Below are 17405 nucleotides of genomic sequence, written 5' to 3' on the forward strand. Positions count from 1 at the left end.
CTGTGAATTCGGGGCTGCTGCGCAGCCCATCGCGGCACAAGGCCGCTCCTACAGGGAGCGCGCGAAGTCGGTGGTTTTTTTGACCCCTGGGTCCGGTTCCACCGCCCGGCAGCATTGGCTTCGAGCGGGTGCCGAAAGCCTGCGAATTAGGCTAGAATGCACGGCCTCTAAGCACACCCCTTCCTGAGGCTGTCCCGACGATGTTGATCCTGCGCGGCGCTCCTGCCCTTTCTGCCTTTCGCCACGGTAAATTACTCGAGCAACTGAGCCAGAAAGTCCCCGCTGTTACTGGTTTGTATGCCGAATTCGCCCACTTCGCCGACGTCGACGGCGAGCTGACCGCCGACCAGCAGCAGGTGCTGGGCCGTCTGCTCAAGTACGGCCCGAGCGTGCCGGTGCAGGAGCCAGCCGGCCGCCTGTTCCTGGTCGTGCCGCGCCTGGGCACCATCTCGCCCTGGGCATCCAAGGCCAGCGACATCGCCCACAACTGCGGCCTGCAGTCGATCCAGCGCCTGGAGCGCGGCATCGCCTACTACGTCGCCGGTAACATTTCCGACGCCGACGCCCAGGTGCTTGCCGCCGAGCTGCACGACCGCATGACCCAGCGCGTGCTGGCCAAGCTGGAAGACGCCGCCGACCTGTTCAGCCACGCCCAGCCCAAGCCGATGACCTCGGTGGACATCCTGGCCGGTGGCCGCGCCGCCCTGGCGCAAGCCAACATCGACCTGGGCCTGGCCCTGGCCGAGGACGAGATCGACTACCTGGTCAACGCCTTCCAGGGGCTCAAGCGCAACCCGAACGACATCGAACTGATGATGTTCGCCCAGGCCAACTCCGAACACTGCCGCCACAAGATCTTCAACGCCAGCTGGGACATCGACGGCCAGGCGCAGGAGAAGAGCCTGTTCGGCATGATCAAGAACACCTACCAGATGCACAGCGAAGGCGTGCTGTCCGCTTACAAGGACAACGCCTCGGTGATCGTCGGCAGCGTCGCCGGCCGCTTCTTCCCGAACCCTGAGACCCGCCAGTACGGCGCGGTGCAGGAGCCGGTGCACATCCTGATGAAGGTCGAGACGCACAACCACCCGACCGCCATCGCCCCGTTCTCCGGCGCCTCCACCGGCTCCGGCGGCGAGATCCGCGACGAAGGCGCCACCGGCCGTGGCGCCAAGCCCAAGGCCGGCCTGACCGGCTTCACTGTGTCCAACCTGCGTATCCCGGGTTTCGAGCAGCCATGGGAGAAGCCTTACGGCAAGCCTGAGCGTATCGTCGACGCCCTCGACATCATGATCGAAGGCCCACTGGGCGGCGCCGCGTTCAACAACGAATTCGGCCGTCCGGCGCTGACCGGCTACTTCCGTACCTTCGAGCAGGGCATCAACACCCCGCACGGTGAAGAAGTCCGTGGCTACCACAAGCCGATCATGCTCGCCGGCGGCATGGGCAACATCCGTGAAGACCACGTGCAGAAGGGCGAGATTACCGTCGGCGCCAAGCTGATCGTGCTCGGCGGCCCGGCCATGCTGATCGGCCTGGGCGGCGGCGCCGCCTCGTCGGTGGCCACCGGCGCCAGCTCGGCTGACCTGGACTTCGCTTCGGTACAGCGCGAGAACCCGGAAATGGAACGCCGTTGCCAGGAGGTCATCGACCGCTGCTGGCAGCTGGGCGACAAGAACCCGATCGCCTTCATCCACGACGTTGGTGCCGGCGGCATCTCCAACGCCTTCCCGGAGCTGGTCAACGACGGTGGCCGCGGTGGCCGCTTCGAACTGCGCAATGTGCCCAACGACGAGCCGGGCATGGCCCCGCACGAGATCTGGTCCAACGAATCGCAGGAGCGCTACGTGCTGGCGGTCAGCGCCGAGGACTTCGAGCGCTTCCAGGCCATCTGCGAGCGTGAGCGTTGCCCGTTCGCGGTCGTGGGCGAGGCCACCGAAGAGAAGCACCTCACCGTCACCGACAGCCACTTCGACAACACCCCGGTGGACATGCCGCTGGACGTGCTGCTGGGCAAGCCGCCGCGCATGCACCGCTCGGTCACCCGCGAAGCGGAGCTGGGCGATGAGTTCGACCCGAGCACCCTGGAACTCAAGGACTCGGTCGAGCGCGTCCTGCGTCACCCGGCCGTGGCCAGCAAGAGCTTCCTGATCACCATCGGCGACCGCACCATCACCGGCCTCGTGGCCCGTGACCAGATGGTCGGCCCGTGGCAGGTACCGGTGGCCGACTGCGCCGTCACCGCCACCAGCTTCGACGTCTACACCGGTGAAGCCATGGCCATGGGCGAACGCACGCCGCTGGCCCTGCTCGACGCCCCGGCGTCCGGGCGCATGGCGATCGGCGAGACCCTGACCAACCTGGCGGCCTCGCGCATCGAGAAGCTGTCCGACATCAAACTGTCGGCCAACTGGATGTCCGCCGCCGGTCACCCGGGCGAAGACGCCCGCCTGTACGACACCGTCAAGGCCGTCGGTATGGAGCTGTGCCCGGAGCTGGGCATCACCATCCCGGTCGGTAAAGACTCGATGTCGATGAAGACCCAGTGGAGCGAAGCGGGCGAGCAGAAGAGCGTCACCTCGCCGATGTCGCTGATCATCACCGGCTTCGCCCCGGTCACCGACATCCGCAAGACCCTGACCCCGCAACTGCGCATGGACAAGGGCGAAACCGACCTGATCCTGATCGACCTGGGCCGTGGCAAGAACCGCATGGGCGCCTCGATCCTGGCGCAGACCCACGGCAAGCTGGCCGCCCAGGCGCCGGACGTCGATGACGCCGAGGACCTCAAGGCGTTCTTCGCCGTGATCCAGGGCCTGAACGAAGACGGCCACCTGCTGGCCTACCACGACCGTTCCGACGGCGGCCTGCTGACCACCGTGCTGGAAATGGCCTTCGCCGGCCACTGTGGCCTGGAGCTGGAACTGGGCAACCTGACCAGCAAGCGCGAGAAAGTCGCGGCCATCCTCTTCAACGAAGAGCTGGGCGCGGTGATCCAGGTCCGTCAGGACGCCACGCCGGATGTACTGGCGCAGTTCAGCGCCGCTGGCCTGGGTGAGGATTGCGTCGCCGTGATCGGCCAGCCGATCAACAACGGTGAAGTGCTGATCAACTTCGAAGGCGAAGAACTGTTCAACGGCGATCGCCGCCTGCTGCAGCGCCAGTGGGCCGAGACCAGCTACCAGGTCCAGCGCCTGCGCGACAACGCCGACTGCGCCGACCAGGAATTCGACGCCCTGCTCGAAGAAGACAACCCGGGCCTGTCGGTCAAGCTGGGTTACGACGTCAACGACGACATCGCCGCGCCGTACATCAAGAAAGGCGTGCGTCCGCAAGTGGCGATCCTGCGCGAGCAGGGCGTCAACGGCCAGGTCGAGATGGCTGCGGCCTTCGACCGCGCGGGCTTCGCTGCGGTCGACGTGCACATGAGCGACATCCTGTCTGGCCGTGTCGACTTCGAAGCCTTCAAAGGCCTGGTGGCCTGCGGCGGCTTCTCCTACGGCGACGTGCTGGGTGCCGGTGAGGGCTGGGCCAAGTCGGCGCTGTTCAACGCCCGTGCCCGTGATGCCTTCCAGGCCTTCTTCGAGCGTACCGACAGCTTCGCCCTGGGCGTGTGCAACGGTTGCCAGATGATGTCCAACCTGCACGAGCTGATCCCGGGCACCGAGTACTGGCCGCACTTCGTGCGCAACCGCTCGGAGCAGTTCGAGGCGCGCGTGGCCATGGTCGAGGTACAGAAGTCCAACTCGATCTTCTTGCAGGGCATGGCCGGTTCGCGCATGCCGATCGCCATCGCCCACGGCGAAGGCCATGCAGAGTTCGCCAGCGAGGAAGCACTGCTGGAAGCCGACCTGTCCGGTTGCGTGGCCCTGCGCTACGTCGACAACCACGGCAAGGTCACCGAAGCCTACCCGGCCAACCCGAACGGCTCGCCGCGTGGCATCACCGGCCTGACCAGCCGCGACGGCCGCGTGACCATCATGATGCCGCACCCGGAGCGGATGTTCCGTGCCGTGCAGAACTCCTGGCGCCCGGATGAGTGGCAGGAAGACGCGGCCCTGATGCGCATGTTCCGCAATGCGCGGGTGTGGGTGAACTAAGGGTGTACAAGCTCGCCTTCTTCGTCCCCGACAGCCATGTCGAGGTGGTCAAGGCCGCCGTGTTCGCCGCCGGTGGCGGACGCATCGGTGACTACGACCACTGCGCCTGGCAGACCCTGGGCCAGGGCCAGTTCCGCCCGTTGGACGGCAGCCAGCCGTACCTCGGGCAGACCGGCCAGGTCGAGGTGGTCGAGGAGTGGAAGGTGGAGCTGGTGGTGGCTGATGCGCTGATCGCCCAGGTGGTCGCCGCGCTCAAGCAGAGCCACCCGTATGAAACGCCGGCTTATGAGGTTTGGCCGCTGGCTGACTTCTAGAACGGCGTCGAATGACATCGCGGGGCAAGCCCGCTCCCACAAGGCCTGTTGATACCTTGTGGGAGCGGGCTTGCCCCGCGATGCTTTTCAGCCCTGCAAAGCGCTGCCCAACGCAGGCGCCTTGCTACCCACGACCAGATGCCATACCCCTTCCGCCTGCGGACTCACTCCCTGGCAGCCCAAGGCGGCCAGGCGCTCCTGCTCTACCTTGCCCTCATCCCTGACCCGCACCCGCACCCGGCTTGAGGCCACGCACTGCGCCTCCAGCACATTCCCGCGCCCGCCCAGGGCCTGCAGCCATTCATCCGCAACGACCGTCTCGGTGACCACCGCGGCCTTCTCGACAACCGGTGCCGCCACCCGTGCATGGGGCAGTTCCCCGCGAATCTCGTCGGCCAGTGCATCGGCCATCGGCCCCACCACCACCTGCAGGCTGCCACCGGTACCGGGGCGTACCACGGCGAGGGCGCCGAGGGCTTTCAGGTCCTGGTCGCGGGCCAGGTTGCGGTCGGCCAATACCAGGCGCAGGCGCGTGGTGCAGGCATCCACGCCCTGCAGGTTGGCCGCGCCGCCGAGGGCGTCGATATAGCGCCGGGCCCGCGGCGCATCGCTGCCCTCGGCCTGGCTGGCCGCCTGTTCCTCGCGGCCGGGTGTCTTCAGGTCGAAGCGGCGGATGCAGTAGTCGAACACGAAGTAGTAGACCAACCCATAGAGCACGCCCACGGGGAACACCAGCCAGCCGTTGCTCGAACGCCCCCAGCCCAGGGCCATGTCGATGCCGCCGCCGGAGAAGGTGAAGCCCAGGCGGATCCCCAAAAGGTCACAGATGGCCATGGACAGCCCGGTCAGCAGCGCATGGATCAGGTACAGCAGCGGCGCCAGGAACATGAAGGCGAATTCGATCGGCTCGGTGACCCCGGTCAGCGCCGAGGTCAGCGCCATCGACAGCAGCACCCCGCCGATCAGCTTGCGCCGCTGTGGCAGGGCATGGCGGTACATGGCCAGGCAGGCGGCAGGCAGCCCAAAGATCATCACCGGGAACATGCCGGCCATGAACTGCCCGGCGTTCGGGTCGCCGGCGAAGAAGCGTGCCAGGTCGCCCGTGACCACCTGGCCGCTGGCCGCCTGGAAGCTGCCGAAAACGAACCACACCAGGTTGTTGAGGATATGGTGCAGGCCGGTGATGATCAGCAGCCGGTTGAGCACGCCGAAGAAGAACGCGCCGATGCTGCCGCTCTCCAGCATCAGCTGGCCGAGCTCGTTGATGCCGTGCTGGATCGGCGGCCAGATCAGGCCGAACAGCAGCCCGAGAAACACCGCCGATACCCCGGTGGCGATCGGCACGAAGCGCCGGCCACCGAAGAACGCCAGGTAGTCCGGCAGCTGGATGTCCTTGAAGCGGTTGTACAGGCCGCCGCCGAGCAGGCCGCAGATGATCCCGGCGAGCATGCCCATGTCGATCTTCGGATCGATCACCTTCAGCGTCGCCACCAGCACCAGGTAGCCGATGGCGCCGGCCAGGCCCGCGGTGCCGTTGTTGTCGCGGGCGAAGCCCACGGCGATGCCGATGGCGAAGATCAGCGCCAGGTTGGCGAAGATCGCTTGCCCGGCGTCATGCACCAGGGCGATGTCGAGCAGGTCTGTGTCGCCCAGGCGCAGCAACAGGCCGGCGATGGGCAGGATGGCGATGGGCAGCATCAAGGCGCGGCCGAGCCGCTGCAGGCCCTGGATGAAGTGCTGGTACATGGTGCGCTCCGATTATTGTTGTAGGGCCACGGGGGCCGCGGGTTGGGCGTGGGATTGCGCGGCGAAGTCGCGGCAGGCCTGGCGTACGGCCCCGGCGCTGGCCAGGCCCAGCAGGCCCTGGCTGAAACGGCGGCAGGCGCTGGCGTCGAGCTGGCGGACCAGGGCCTTGATCTCGCCGATCTGCGGCGGACTGACCGACAGCTCGGCTACACCCAGGCCGACCAGTACCGGCGTGGCCAGTGGGTCAGAGGCCAGCGCGCCGCACACGCCGACCCAGCGGCCGTGCTTCGTCGCGCCCTGGCAGGTCAGCTCGATCAGGCGTAGCAGTGCCGGGTGCAGGGCATCGATCCGTGAAGCCAGTCCGGCATGGTCACGGTCCATGGCCAGGGTGTACTGGGACAGGTCGTTGGTGCCGATGGAAAAGAAGTCCGCATGCTCGGCCAGGCGTTCGGCGAGCAGCGCCGCGGCCGGCACCTCGATCATCACGCCCAGTTCGGCGCGTGCCGTCACGCCCAGCTCGGCGGCCAGCCGGTCGAGGCGCTGGCGGATGGCGATCAGCTCGTCGACCTCGGTGACCATCGGCAGCATGATCCGGCAGCGCCGCTGCGGGCTGACCTGAAGCAGGGCGCGCAGTTGCTGGTCGAGCAGCTCCGGGCGGACCTGGCCCAGGCGGATGCCGCGCAGCCCCAGCACCGGGTTGGCCTCGGCAGGCAGGGGCAGGTAATCGAGCTGCTTGTCGCCGCCGACGTCGATGGTACGGATGATCACCGGGCGCTCGGCCATGGCGTCGAGCACTGCCTGGTAGGCGTTGCGCTGCTCGGCCTCGTCCGGTGCGGTGGGGCGGTCGATGAACAGGAACTCGCTGCGCAGCAGGCCGATGCCGTCGGCGCCCTGGGCCAGGGCCTGGGCGGCCTCTTCGGCGCTGGCCACGTTGGCCGCGACCTCGATCAACTGGCCATCGCGGGTACGCGCGCCTTGCTGCGCGGCGGCCTGCTGGCGCTGGCGGATTTCGCGGCGTTGCTGCAGGTGGCAGTGGACCTCGGCCAGGCGTTGCGGGGCGGCTTGGGTTTCCAGGCGGCCCTGGTCGGCGTCCAGCACCAGGGGCGTGCCGGCGGGCAGGTCGAGCAGCGTTTCGCCCAAGGCTACCAGGCACGGCAGGCCGCGGGCGCGGGCGAGGATGGCGACGTGCGAGGTGGCGCCACCGGCGGCCATGCACAGCCCGGCGACATCGTGGCGGGCGAGCAGCAGCAGGTCGGAGGGGGTCAGTTCGTGGGCGACGACGATGGCCGCCGGCGGCAGGCGCAGTTGCCGGGTTTCGCCGAGCAGGGCGCGCAATAACCGTTGCTGCAGGTCGTACAGGTCGTTGGCGCGCTCGGCCAGCAACGGGTTGCCCAGGCTGCGCAGGACCTGGCACTGGGTCTCGATGGCGCGGCTCCAGGCATGGCTGGCGGCGACGCCGCCGGCGATATGCTGGCGGGCGTCGCCGAGCAGGGCCGGGTCGTCGAGCAGGGCCAGGTGGGCCTCGAGGATCGCCGCCGCGTCCTCCTGGCCGCGAGGCAGGTGACGCCAGTCGCGATCGATGGCATGGCGGACCTCGGCCAGGGCAGTGTTCAGCGCCTGGTGCTGCTCGGCGGGGTCGTTGTCGCCGCTGTCCGCCGGCAGGCTGATGCCGTCCAGGCGCGCCAGTGGCCCGAGGGCGAGGCCGGGGGCGGCGCAGACACCGTTGAGCACGCCGGGCTCGGCATTGGGCTTGGGCGTGGCGGTGCTGGTGGGCGCATGCGCGGCATGGCGTTCAGCGACCGAGGCGGTCTGCACGGCGGCGATCAACGCCTGCAGCGCGGCCTGGCTGTCCGGCCCGGTGCAGATCAGTTCGACTTCGGCGCCTTCGCCAACGCCCAGGCCCATGACCGCCACCAGGCTGGTGAGGTCGGCCTCGCGCTCGGCGAAACGCAGCACGGCATGGCTCTGGAAGCCTTGCGCGGTCTGGCGCAGCAGGGCGGCAGGGCGGGCATGCAGGCCGCCGTGATGAGCGACCCGGGCATGGCCGTGTGCACGCTCATGGCTGACCGGTCGTGCCTGCGCTTCGCTGCCTGTGGCCTCGACCTCCAGCAACGCCGCACCCAGGCGTGAAGCGCCTGTGTCCAGTCGCGTCAGGCCAAAGCCCGGGCCATTGCTGACCAGCATCACGGTGACCAGGCTGACGCAGTGTTGCGCCACCAGGTCCATGTCGAAGCGCACCAGCGGTTGTCCCTGGGTCACCTGGTCGCCCAGCGCCACCAGCGGCGAGAAGCCGCGCCCCTGCAACTGCACGGTGTCGACACCGATATGCAAGAGGACTTCCGCGCCGTTGGCCACGCGCAGGGTCAGCGCATGGCCGGTGCGCGCCAGTTGCACCACTTCGCCCGCGCAGGGCGCATGCAGCACGTCGTTCAACGGGTCGATGGCGACGCCGTCGCCCAAGGTGCCGCTGCTGAACACCGGGTCCGGTACCTGGTCCAGCGGTACCTGCGGTCCGGCGAGCGGGGCATGGAGGATGATCTTGTTATTGTCGGGCATGCGCTGTTCCTCGCGGCTTCACTGCGTGCAGGTCACTTTGCTCAGGTGACGCGGCTGGTCGGGGTCGAGGCCGCGGGCCTCGGCCAGGGCCGCGGCCATGATGTAGAAGCTCTGGATCGCCAGCAGCGGGTCCAGGGCCGGGTGTTCGGCGCAGCTCAGGGTCAGATCGCGCCCGGCGGTGTCAGCCGGCGCCGCCAACAGTACGCGGGCACCGCGCTGGCGCATGTCGGCGGCCAGCTGCAGCAGCCCGGCCTGCTCGACGCCACGGGGGGCGAACACCAGCAGCGGGTACTGGGCATCGATCAGCGCCATCGGGCCATGGCGCACTTCGGCGCTGCTGAAGGCCTCGGCCTGGATCACCGAGGTTTCCTTGAGCTTGAGCGCGGCTTCCTGGGCGATGGCGAAGCCCGCGCCACGGCCGATCACCATCAGGCGCTCGCTGTCGCGCAGGGTGTCGATGGCCGGGCTCCAGTCCTGTGCGGCGGCCTCGCGCAGTTGCGCGGGCAGGGCCAGGCCGGCTTCCAGCAGGGCGCGGTCCTCGCCCCAGTGGGCGACCAGGCGGGCGCCGGCAGCCAGGGTGGCGACGAAGCTCTTGGTCGCCGCCACCGACAGCTCGGGGCCTGCGCACAGCGGCAAGTGGTGCTGGCAGGCCTGCTCCAGGGGCGAGCCTTCGGCGTTGACCAGCGAGACCGTGGTCGCCCCGCACTGGCCCAGGCGTCGCAGGCTGTCGACCAGGTCCGGGCTCTGGCCCGACTGCGAGAAGCCCAGCGCCACCTGGCCACGCACCCGCAGCGGTGCCTGCTGCAGGGTCACCACCGACATCGGCAGCGAAGCCACCGGCAGGCCCAGCTGCTGCATGGCGATGTAGGCGAAGTAGCTGGCGGCGTGGTCCGAGCTGCCCCGGGCCACGGTCAGCGCCACTTGCGGATCGAGCCGGCGCAGCTGTTCGGCCAGGGTCTCCAGGCGAGGGTCCAGCGTCTGCGTCTGACGTTCGACGACCTCGGCGCAGGCGCGGGCTTCTTCGAGCATCCTTGAACTCATGCGGTTTCTCCTTCGATCATCACGGCGGTCAGGTTCAGTTGGCGGTCCAGCAGCACCGCGTCGGCCCAGGCGCCCGGTTGCAGGCGGCCACGGTCGGCGATGCCGAGATAATCGGCGGGATGGCGCGACAGGCGCTCGGAGGCTTCGGCCAGCGGCAGGCCGATCTTCACCAGGTTGCGCAGGGCCTGGTCCATGGTCAGGGTGCTGCCGGCCAGGGTGCCGTCGGGCAGGCGCACGCCGCCCAGGCATTTGGTCACGGTGTGGCTGCCCAGGCGGTATTCGCCGTCGGGCATGCCGGCGGCGGCGGTGGAGTCGGTCACGCAGTACAGGCACGGGATCGAGCGCAGGGCCACGCGCATGGCGCCTGGGTGCACGTGCAGCAGGTCGGGAATCAGCTCGGCGTAGCGGGCGTGGGCCAGGGCCGCGCCGACGATGCCCGGCTCGCGGTGGTGCAGCGGGCTCATGGCGTTGTACAGGTGGGTGAAGCTCGTCGCCCCAGCTTCCAGTGCCGCCACGCCTTCTTCGTAGCTGCCCAGGGTGTGGCCAAGCTGCAGGCGAATGCCGCGCTGGCTGAGGGCCTGGATCAGCGGCAGGTGGCCGGCGATTTCCGGGGCGATGGTGATGACCTTGATCGGCGCCAGGGCCAGGTATTGCTCGACTTCGTCGAGCAGCGCCTGGTGGGCGAAGTTCGGCTGCGCGCCGAGCTTGCCGGGGTTGATGTACGGGCCTTCCAGGTGCACGCCGAGGATGCGCGCGCCCTGGCGCGGTTGCTTGAGGTGTTCGCCCAGTTCGGCGAGCACGCGGGTCAGCTCCTCGCGGGGTGCGGTCATGGTGGTGGCCAGCAGCGAGGTGGTGCCGAAGCGCCGGTGGGTGCGGGCGATGGTGGCGAAGGCGTCGCCGCCCTGCATGATGTCGCTGCCGCCACCGCCGTGCACGTGCAGGTCGATGAAACCGGGCAGCAGGTACGGCAGGTCGTTGGCCTGCGGGTCGCACGACGTACCGTCGATGGCCCGGATGCGGCCGTTTTCGAGGTGCAGTTGTCCGCGCACCCAGCCGTCGGGGGTGAGGATGTTGGCGATGTCCATGGGGGCTCCGGTCAGCGTCGCAGTTCGGCGACGAAGTCGTAGTAGTCGTTGCGGCAGTAGGTGTCGGTCAGCTCGATGGCGGTGTTGTCGTCGAGGTAGCCGATGCGGGTCATCAGCAGCATGGCGGTGCCGGGGGCGATGCCCACCTGGGCGGCCAGCTCGTCGCCGGCGTTGATCGCGCGGATATGTTGCAGGGCACGGACCACCGGGCGGCCGAGTTGGTCGAGGTGCTGGTAGAGCGAATCGCCGATGGCCTGCGGGTCGCCGAGCAGGCGGGCGGGCAGGGTGCTGACCTCCACCGCCATGACGATATCGTCGGCCTTGCGCAGGCGCTTGAGGTGGACCACCTGGTCGGTGGGCGACAGGCCGAGGCGGATCAGTTCGTCGTTGCTCGGGGTGCCGATGCTGCGCTCGAGCCATTGGGAGCTGGGCACGAAGCCTTTCATGCGCAGCATTTCGCTGAAGCTCGACAGGCGTGACAGGGGTTGTTCGAGGCGTGGCGTGATGAAGGTGCCGGAGCCCTGGATGCGATGGATCAGGCCTTGTTCGAGCAGGACCTCGAGGGCCTTGCGCGCGGTGACCCGGGAGATGTCCAGGGTTTCGCTGAGGGTGCGCTCCGAGGGCAGCGCTTGGTCGGCGGTCCATTGGCCGGCGTGGATGGCCTGCTCAAGGTTGCGCGCCAGCTGCAGGTAGAGCGGGGTGGCGCTGGTGTCGTCGGGGCGCAGGGCCGATAGAGGACGCATGGGCGGTGTCCGGTATTGTTGTTGGGTGGAAAATTAATACCACTTTAATACCAGGTCAATACCACTGGTCTGATCATCTGTCGCAATCCCTGGGGGCGCCTTGCGCCCCTTTCGCGGCACAAGGCCGCTCCTACAGGGATGCGCGTACTCCTATGTAGGAGCGGCCTTGTGCCGCGAAAGGGCTGTGAAACAGCCCCAGCGATCTCAAGAGCTGTCAGACATTTCCGAACCTGAAACCAAATGCTTCAGCCAGCAAAGCTTGGGAACTATCCTACGCGCTTGCCGGAAGCTGCCGCGTTGTCGGGGAAATACCCCAGGGATAACTTCATCGGGTCGCCAGATTTGGTGACCAGGGTGTGAGAATCCTGGAGTACAAGTTTTTCGGCAGTCCCTTCATGGCAGCCGTGCACGGGCAGACTTCGGTCTGACCGGGTTTCTTGTGCCCCGGATTCTCACCCCGTTCACGGCTGCCACCCTTTGTCTTGTGAGAATTGCCTTGGGATGGCGCTTCCTTGGAATGCACGAGAGTTGGACCTATGAAAAAGATCGTCCCAGATCCACCCCGTCTCGCACCTTTCATCAGCATCCGTTCCACGCTCACCCGCGATGAGGCCATGACAGCCGCTGTCGAAGTGGCCACCGCCATTTCCGATGTACTCGATATCTACTTCAAGACCGAACCCGGAGAAGCCCAGGACTGCCTGTTCACTGCCAGCGACTACCTCGGCCAACTCGCCTGCGCCCTGCTCGAACACAAGCCGCAGGTCCGGCCATGACCCGCGGCCACACCGCAGGCCGCACGGTCTGCCTGGACCTGTTCAAGGTCGAGCCAGGCGTTTCATTCGAGGATGCCTTCAGCGAGTTGTCGGTGCTGCTTGGCTGCATCCGCCACCTGACCTGCGAGGCGGAAATGGAGGGTGACCTGCTGGCCGGCAGCTCGGCGCGAATCCTCAGTGCCATGGCCAAGGCGCTGATCGATGACATGGAGGTGGGGTTGAACCGTTCTGGTTGAGCCGATGACCCTATCGCGGGCTTGCCCCGCGATAAGGCCGGTACAGCTTTACTCCGCCCGGTGTACCAACCCACACGCCAGCAACCCCACCTCGAACAGCACCCACATCGGCACCGCCAGCATGGTCTGGGAAAACACATCCGGCGGCGTCAGGATCATCCCCACCACGAAGCAGCCGACGATCACATAGGGCCGGCTGCGCCGCAGCGTGGCCACGTCGGTCAACCCCGCCCAGACCACGATGAAGGTCGCCACCGGGATCTCGAAGGCCAGGCCGAACGCCAGGAACAGCGCCATGATGAAGTCCAGGTACAAGCCGATGTCGGTCATCATCGCCACCCCGTCCGGGGTCACGCTGGCGAAGAAGCCGAACATCATCGGGAACACCAGGAAGAACGCGAAGGCCATGCCGCCGTAGAACAGCAGGATGCTCGACACCAGCAGCGGCAGGGCAATGCGCCGTTCGCGGCGGTACAGCCCCGGGGCGATGAAGCCCCAGGCCTGGTGCAGCAGCAGCGGCATGGCGACGAACAGCGCGCACATCGCCGTCAGCTTGAACGGGGTGAGGAACGGCGAGGTGACGCTGGTGGCGATCATGCTGGCGCCTTCGGGCAGGTAGCGGCGCAGCGGTTCGGAGATCTGCGTGTACAGCGTCTGGGCGAAGGGGAACAAACCACAGAACACCAGCGCGACCACCAGCAGGCAACGCATCAGGCGCTTGCGCAGGTCGCGCAGGTGGTCGGTCAGCGGCATGCGCGCCGCCTGGTCGAGGGTGAGGGACATCAGGCGCTTTCCTTGGTATGGGCGACCGGCGTCGGATCATTGGCCGGCGTCGCGTCGAGCTGGATGCCCTGGCGGATCTCCTGCTCCAGGCGCTGCAACGGCGCGGCATCCAGGGCGGGCATGTCGATCTCCCGCTCCACCTGCGCCTTCAACGCATTCAGCGCCCGCCGTGCCTGGCCCAGCCCCCGGCCGAGGGTGCGCGCCGCCACCGGCAGGCGCTCGGGGCCGAGCACCAGCAGGGCGACGATGCCGACCAGCAGCAGTTCGGTGAAGCCGATCTCGAACATCAGGCCTGACGATCCGTCTGCGTCTGCTGTACCGGCTGATTGTTCAGCACCTGCGGTTGTTGCTCGACGCTGTTGTCGGCAGTACCGCCCATGGACTTGCGAAAGCCCTGGATCGCCTCGCCGACATCACTGCCCAGCCCCTTGAGACGCTTGGTGCCGAACAGCAGGAAGACGATCAACAGCACGATCACCAATTGCCAGATTCCGATGCCACCCATGTAAGACCACTCCTGTCAGGTCAAAGAAAAAGGAAGGCCAATCCTGCCCTGCGCAGATGACGGGCACATGACTGCCATCTGGCTGAAACAACGGGCGTGTTGACTGGCGCTTTGCAGTGGCCACGGGAAGACAGGGATGGGGCGCAGGCGACAACAGGGCGCGGCACTGCTGATGGTGCTGGTGGTGTTGGCGATGCTCGCGGCGGGGCTGGCCTGGCTGGTGGAAGATGGCCGGCGCCAGGTGGACGAGGTGCGCCTGTTGCACCAGCGGGTACAGGTGCGGGCGATGGAGCAGGCGGGGCTTGCCTATGCTTCCCAGGCCCTGCGCGATCCGGCCTGGCGGGCCAGCCCGCTGTTCTGGCAGGCCCTGCGCGGGCAACCGCTGGCCTATGACTTCGGTGCCGGCAAGGCGCAACTGCGAGTGATCGACCAGCACGGCTGCTTCAACGTCAACGCCCTGCTGGGTGAGGACGGTCCGCGGGCCGAGCGTCAACTGCGCCAACTGCTCGGTGACGACATGGCCGCCGAGCGGCTGGTCGATGCCCTGGCCGACTGGCTGGACGCCGACAGCGATGCACGCTTGCAAGGGGCCGAGAGTGCCCAGTACCTGCGCCAGCAGCCACCCCGGTTGGCGGCCAACCAGCCAATGCTCGACACCAGTGAGCTCAACCTGCTGTTGGAGCCGGACAGTGGCCGACAAAGCCGCTACCGAATGCTCTGCGCACTGCCATCGACCGGTGGCTGGCGACTCAATGCCAACGCCCTGGGGCTGGAGCACCTGCCGTTGTTGGAGGCCCTGTACGAGGGGCAGTTTTCCCGTTCGATGCTCAGCCGCATCATCAGCGGCCGGCCGGCGGCGGGTTATGTGGATGCCGCGGCATTACGCCAGGCGCTGGGGGCTGTGGACGACGAGACCTTCGCCCGACTCAGCGAAGGGTTGTTGCTCAACAGCGGCCATTTCGTGCTGCAGCTGTCGTTCGAGGAAGAGGGACGCACGCTGCGCAGCCAGTTCCAGATCGAGGCGCTGGGCGTGGTGCAATGGCATGCGCGGGTGCCGGCGCAGCAGGTGCGGGTCAGGGGGCGGGAGCCGGTGGCTTGGTAGTACGCAATCGCAGGCTATGCGCAATCTGTGTATGAGATCGCCCAGCCTTTCGGACTACGCTGTCGCGCAGGGAACAGAGTTCCAGCGTGGGAGCGGGCTTGCCCCGCGATCACCGGCGTAGCCGGTGCCAAACGCCGCATCGCGGGGCAAGCCCGCTCCCACGCTGCCCCAGTCAAATCAAAGAGTTGTGTTTTGTTCCATGAGAGCGGCCTTGTGCCGCGAAAGGGGCGCGCAGCGGTCCCAGGGTTCAGCGTTCACGCTGCAATCGTCAGGGCTGCTGCGCAGCCCATTCGCGGCACAAGGCCGCTCCTACAAGGAGTACGCAAGTCCTTGTGGGAGCGGCGTGAGGCTAAAGCTGATCGATCAGGCCGTGCCGATCTCCCCACCATCATTACGCTGGATCACCACCGTCGAAGCCCGTGGCCGCACCGAGGTGCCGGCCGGCGTGACGTCGGTGGCCTTGTCGGTGGTCGGCCAGTTGTCCGGGTGCTGGATGTTGACGAACATCGTCTTGTTGTCCGGGGTGAAGGTGATGCCCGTTACCTCGCAACCGTTCGGCCCGACGAAGAAGCGGCGCAGGGCCGCCTGGTTGGTGGCGTTGACCGGAATCTGCTTGCCGTTGGCGTCCACCAGGTCGGTGGGGATCACCGCCAGCACCTGGTCGTTGGTGTAGCTGGTCAGGGTGGCCTCGCCGTTGTCGGTTTCGAACCACAGCACGCCGCGGCTATCGAAGCTCATGCCGTCGGGGCTGGCGAACTGGTTCAGTTCGGTCAGGCCCGAGCGATTGATGTCCGGGGTGCCGGCGGCGTTGGCGCCGAACACGAAGATGTCCCAGGTGAAGGTCTTGTGGTCGTCGCTGTCGTGCCAGCGGATGATGTGGCCGTGGCGGTTCGGGCCACGCGGGTTGGCCGCGTCGACCTTGGCGGCGGTGCGCGCGCTGTTGTTGGTCAGGGTCAGGTAGACGTCGCCGTTGAGCGGGTTGACGGCGGTCCACTCCGGGCGGTCCATGGGCGTGGCGCCCACGGCGTCGGCGGCGCCACGGGTGTTGAGGATGATGTCCGGCAGGTCGCCGAATAGTGCGCCGAGGGTGCTGCCGCCGGTGGTCGGGGTGGCGACGTCGAGCAGCAGCCAGGCGCCGGTGCCGTTGGCGTCGAAGCGGGCTACGTAGAGCTTGCCCTTGTCCAGGTACTTGGCGCCGGTGGCCAGGCGGTCGGCCGGGTTGGCGTCGGCCGGATCCCACAGGGCGTCGGAGACGAACTTGTACAGGTACTCGTTGTTGGAGTCGTCGCCGGTGTACCAGACCAGCGGCTTGCCGGCCACCGGCAGGCCCGGGCAGCAGCCTTCGTGACGGAAACGGCCCAGGGCGGTGCGCTTCACCGCCAGGGTGTTGCTGGTGTACGGGTCGATCTCGACGATGTAGCCGTAGGTGCTGGCTTCGTTGCGGAAGTCGTCGGTGGCGCTGGCGCCGGTTGGGGTGATGTCGAAGCGGGCGAACTCGCCGGCTACTTCGCTGGCGTCACCGGCCGCGGTTTCCCACTTGTACTGGCCGCTGCTGCTGGAGACGCCGATGCGCACCTGGTTGGCCGGGCGGGTGCCCTTGTTGACGAAGATGCCGGGCCAGTTCTCCTCGCAGGTCAGGTAGGTGCCCCACGGGGTGTAGCCGTTGCCGCAGTTGTTGTTGGTGCCGCGGCACTGGGTGCCGGTGGGCGAGAACTTGGTCTTGACGTGGTCGGTGCCGCGCATCGGGCCGGCAATGTCCATCAGCGAGACGGTGGTGAAGCGGCGGTTCAGCGGGTCGTTGTCGACCACCTGCCAGCGCCCGGCGACCTTGCTGATGCGCACCACGCCCGCGCCATGGGCGTTGATCTCCTTGCGCACCTCCTCGACCGGGCGCTTGCCGGCGACGGTGGTGGGGCCGGCCGGGTGCAGGGCGGCGGTGTCGATGTACTCGAAGTTGATCGCCAGCAGGCCATCGCTGGAGCTGCCATTGATAGGGAAGAAGTGCATGCCGTCGTGGTGCATGCCCATGGCGTTGGCCTGGTCGGTGGAGGTGTTGCTGCCGTCTGCCTTCCAGGGATTGGCGGTGGCGTTCAGCGGCGTGCCCCAGGGCGCCAGCACATAGGCGCTGTAGCCGGCGGCGACCACGCAGGCATCGGTGCGCGAGCCTGGGATGGAATTGAAGCCCAGCTTGAGTTTCGGTTTCTCCGGCTGGGGCGCCGGATCGTCGTTGTCGGAACCGCCGCCGCCGTCGAAGCAACCGGTCAGGCCGGTGCCGGCGATCATGGCGATGGCGGCGCCGAGGCTGCCGCGCACCACGGCGCGACGGCTCAGGTAGGTGTCCATGACACTGGCCATCGGCAGGTTGCCGCTCAGGTTCCGGTCCAGGTTATCGCCGGTATCTCGACTCATCAGGGTGTC

Annotated in this window: 14 protein-coding genes; 5 read left to right on the forward strand and 9 right to left on the reverse strand. The window is 67.6% G+C overall.

Features of this window, described 5'->3' with window-relative positions:
- Positions 1–200 precede the first annotated feature (200 nt).
- Together purL and K2O50_RS05300 are read left to right on the forward strand one after the other, a co-directional pair.
- Positions 201–4100, forward strand: coding sequence for a phosphoribosylformylglycinamidine synthase (gene purL, locus K2O50_RS05295; protein WP_050704165.1), 3900 nt, complete (start codon positions 201–203; stop codon positions 4098–4100).
- A 2-nt stretch (positions 4101–4102) separates the two neighbouring features.
- On the forward strand, positions 4103–4414 hold the full coding sequence (locus tag K2O50_RS05300; protein ID WP_050704166.1) for an NGG1p interacting factor NIF3: 312 nt from the start codon (positions 4103–4105) through the stop codon (positions 4412–4414).
- Positions 4415–4501: 87 nt separating this feature from the next.
- Here K2O50_RS05300 and nagE read toward each other — a convergent pair whose 3' ends face one another.
- From nagE to K2O50_RS05325, 5 genes are read right to left on the reverse strand one after another with little or no spacing between them, the layout of a single operon-like run.
- Positions 4502–6160, reverse strand: coding sequence for an N-acetylglucosamine-specific PTS transporter subunit IIBC (nagE, locus tag K2O50_RS05305; protein ID WP_050704167.1), 1659 nt, complete (start codon positions 6158–6160; stop codon positions 4502–4504).
- Between the two features lie 12 nt (positions 6161–6172).
- A complete protein-coding gene (ptsP, locus tag K2O50_RS05310) occupies positions 6173–8716 on the reverse strand; it encodes a phosphoenolpyruvate--protein phosphotransferase (protein ID WP_050704168.1) in 2544 nt (847 codons plus the stop codon).
- An 18-nt stretch (positions 8717–8734) separates the two neighbouring features.
- A complete protein-coding gene (locus K2O50_RS05315) occupies positions 8735–9757 on the reverse strand; it encodes an SIS domain-containing protein (protein WP_050704169.1) in 1023 nt (340 codons plus the stop codon).
- Complete coding sequence (gene nagA, locus K2O50_RS05320; RefSeq protein ID WP_050704170.1) at positions 9754–10842, reverse strand: N-acetylglucosamine-6-phosphate deacetylase; 1089 nt, start codon at positions 10840–10842, stop codon at positions 9754–9756. The genes K2O50_RS05315 and nagA overlap by 4 nt, the downstream gene beginning before the upstream one ends.
- 11 nt (positions 10843–10853) lie before the next feature.
- Positions 10854–11585, reverse strand: a complete 732-nt coding sequence (locus K2O50_RS05325; RefSeq protein WP_050704171.1) for a GntR family transcriptional regulator — start codon at positions 11583–11585, stop codon at positions 10854–10856.
- A gap of 614 nt (positions 11586–12199) precedes the next feature.
- Between K2O50_RS05325 and K2O50_RS05330 the strand changes: the two genes are divergently transcribed.
- Complete coding sequence (locus K2O50_RS05330; RefSeq protein WP_256205962.1) at positions 12200–12361, forward strand: hypothetical protein; 162 nt, start codon at positions 12200–12202, stop codon at positions 12359–12361.
- A complete protein-coding gene (locus K2O50_RS05335; protein ID WP_050704173.1) occupies positions 12358–12597 on the forward strand; it encodes a DUF3077 domain-containing protein in 240 nt (79 codons plus the stop codon). Before K2O50_RS05330 ends, K2O50_RS05335 begins: the two co-directional genes overlap by 4 nt.
- Before the next feature lie 48 nt (positions 12598–12645).
- Here the strand turns inward: K2O50_RS05335 and tatC are convergent, their stop codons facing one another.
- From tatC to tatA, 3 genes are read right to left on the reverse strand one after another with little or no spacing between them, the layout of a single operon-like run.
- The gene (tatC, locus tag K2O50_RS05340) at positions 12646–13380 is read right to left on the reverse strand and encodes a twin-arginine translocase subunit TatC (protein WP_050704174.1); all 735 of its coding nucleotides are present in this window, start codon (positions 13378–13380) and stop codon (positions 12646–12648) included.
- Positions 13380–13667, reverse strand: coding sequence for a Sec-independent protein translocase protein TatB (tatB, locus tag K2O50_RS05345; protein WP_050704175.1), 288 nt, complete (start codon positions 13665–13667; stop codon positions 13380–13382). Before tatB ends, tatC begins: the two co-directional genes overlap by 1 nt.
- On the reverse strand, positions 13667–13885 hold the full coding sequence (gene tatA, locus K2O50_RS05350; protein ID WP_050704176.1) for a twin-arginine translocase TatA/TatE family subunit: 219 nt from the start codon (positions 13883–13885) through the stop codon (positions 13667–13669). The genes tatB and tatA overlap by 1 nt, the downstream gene beginning before the upstream one ends.
- Before the next feature lie 136 nt (positions 13886–14021).
- Here tatA and gspK point away from each other — a divergent pair, with 136 nt between their 5' ends.
- Positions 14022–14987, forward strand: coding sequence for a type II secretion system minor pseudopilin GspK (gene gspK, locus K2O50_RS05355; protein WP_050704177.1), 966 nt, complete (start codon positions 14022–14024; stop codon positions 14985–14987).
- Positions 14988–15350: 363 nt separating this feature from the next.
- Here gspK and K2O50_RS05360 read toward each other — a convergent pair whose 3' ends face one another.
- Complete coding sequence (locus K2O50_RS05360) at positions 15351–17396, reverse strand: PhoX family phosphatase (RefSeq protein ID WP_050704178.1); 2046 nt, start codon at positions 17394–17396, stop codon at positions 15351–15353.
- Positions 17397–17405 lie beyond the last annotated feature (9 nt).

The sequence above is a fragment of the Pseudomonas sp. 2hn genome, assembly GCF_019646095.1.
In the GTDB taxonomy this organism is placed as follows: Bacteria; Pseudomonadota; Gammaproteobacteria; order Pseudomonadales; family Pseudomonadaceae; genus Aquipseudomonas; species Aquipseudomonas peradeniyensis.

Excerpts from the sequence above, each read along its gene's own strand:
- K2O50_RS05360 (WP_050704178.1), bottom strand. The coding sequence starts at position 17,396 with ATGAGTCGAGATACCGGCGATAACCTGGACCGGAACCTGAGCGGCAAC.
- nagE (WP_050704167.1), bottom strand. The coding sequence starts at position 6,160 with ATGTACCAGCACTTCATCCAGGGCCTGCAGCGGCTCGGCCGCGCCTTG.
- nagA (WP_050704170.1), bottom strand. The coding sequence starts at position 10,842 with ATGGACATCGCCAACATCCTCACCCCCGACGGCTGGGTGCGCGGACAA.
- K2O50_RS05330 (WP_256205962.1), top strand. The coding sequence starts at position 12,200 with ATGACAGCCGCTGTCGAAGTGGCCACCGCCATTTCCGATGTACTCGAT.
- tatB (WP_050704175.1), bottom strand. The coding sequence starts at position 13,667 with ATGTTCGAGATCGGCTTCACCGAACTGCTGCTGGTCGGCATCGTCGCC.
- K2O50_RS05335 (WP_050704173.1), top strand. The coding sequence starts at position 12,358 with ATGACCCGCGGCCACACCGCAGGCCGCACGGTCTGCCTGGACCTGTTC.
- gspK (WP_050704177.1), top strand. The coding sequence starts at position 14,022 with ATGGGGCGCAGGCGACAACAGGGCGCGGCACTGCTGATGGTGCTGGTG.
- K2O50_RS05325 (WP_050704171.1), bottom strand. The coding sequence starts at position 11,585 with ATGCGTCCTCTATCGGCCCTGCGCCCCGACGACACCAGCGCCACCCCG.
- tatC (WP_050704174.1), bottom strand. The coding sequence starts at position 13,380 with ATGTCCCTCACCCTCGACCAGGCGGCGCGCATGCCGCTGACCGACCAC.
- ptsP (WP_050704168.1), bottom strand. The coding sequence starts at position 8,716 with ATGCCCGACAATAACAAGATCATCCTCCATGCCCCGCTCGCCGGACCG.
- tatA (WP_050704176.1), bottom strand. The coding sequence starts at position 13,885 with ATGGGTGGCATCGGAATCTGGCAATTGGTGATCGTGCTGTTGATCGTC.
- K2O50_RS05315 (WP_050704169.1), bottom strand. The coding sequence starts at position 9,757 with ATGAGTTCAAGGATGCTCGAAGAAGCCCGCGCCTGCGCCGAGGTCGTC.
- purL (WP_050704165.1), top strand. The coding sequence starts at position 201 with ATGTTGATCCTGCGCGGCGCTCCTGCCCTTTCTGCCTTTCGCCACGGT.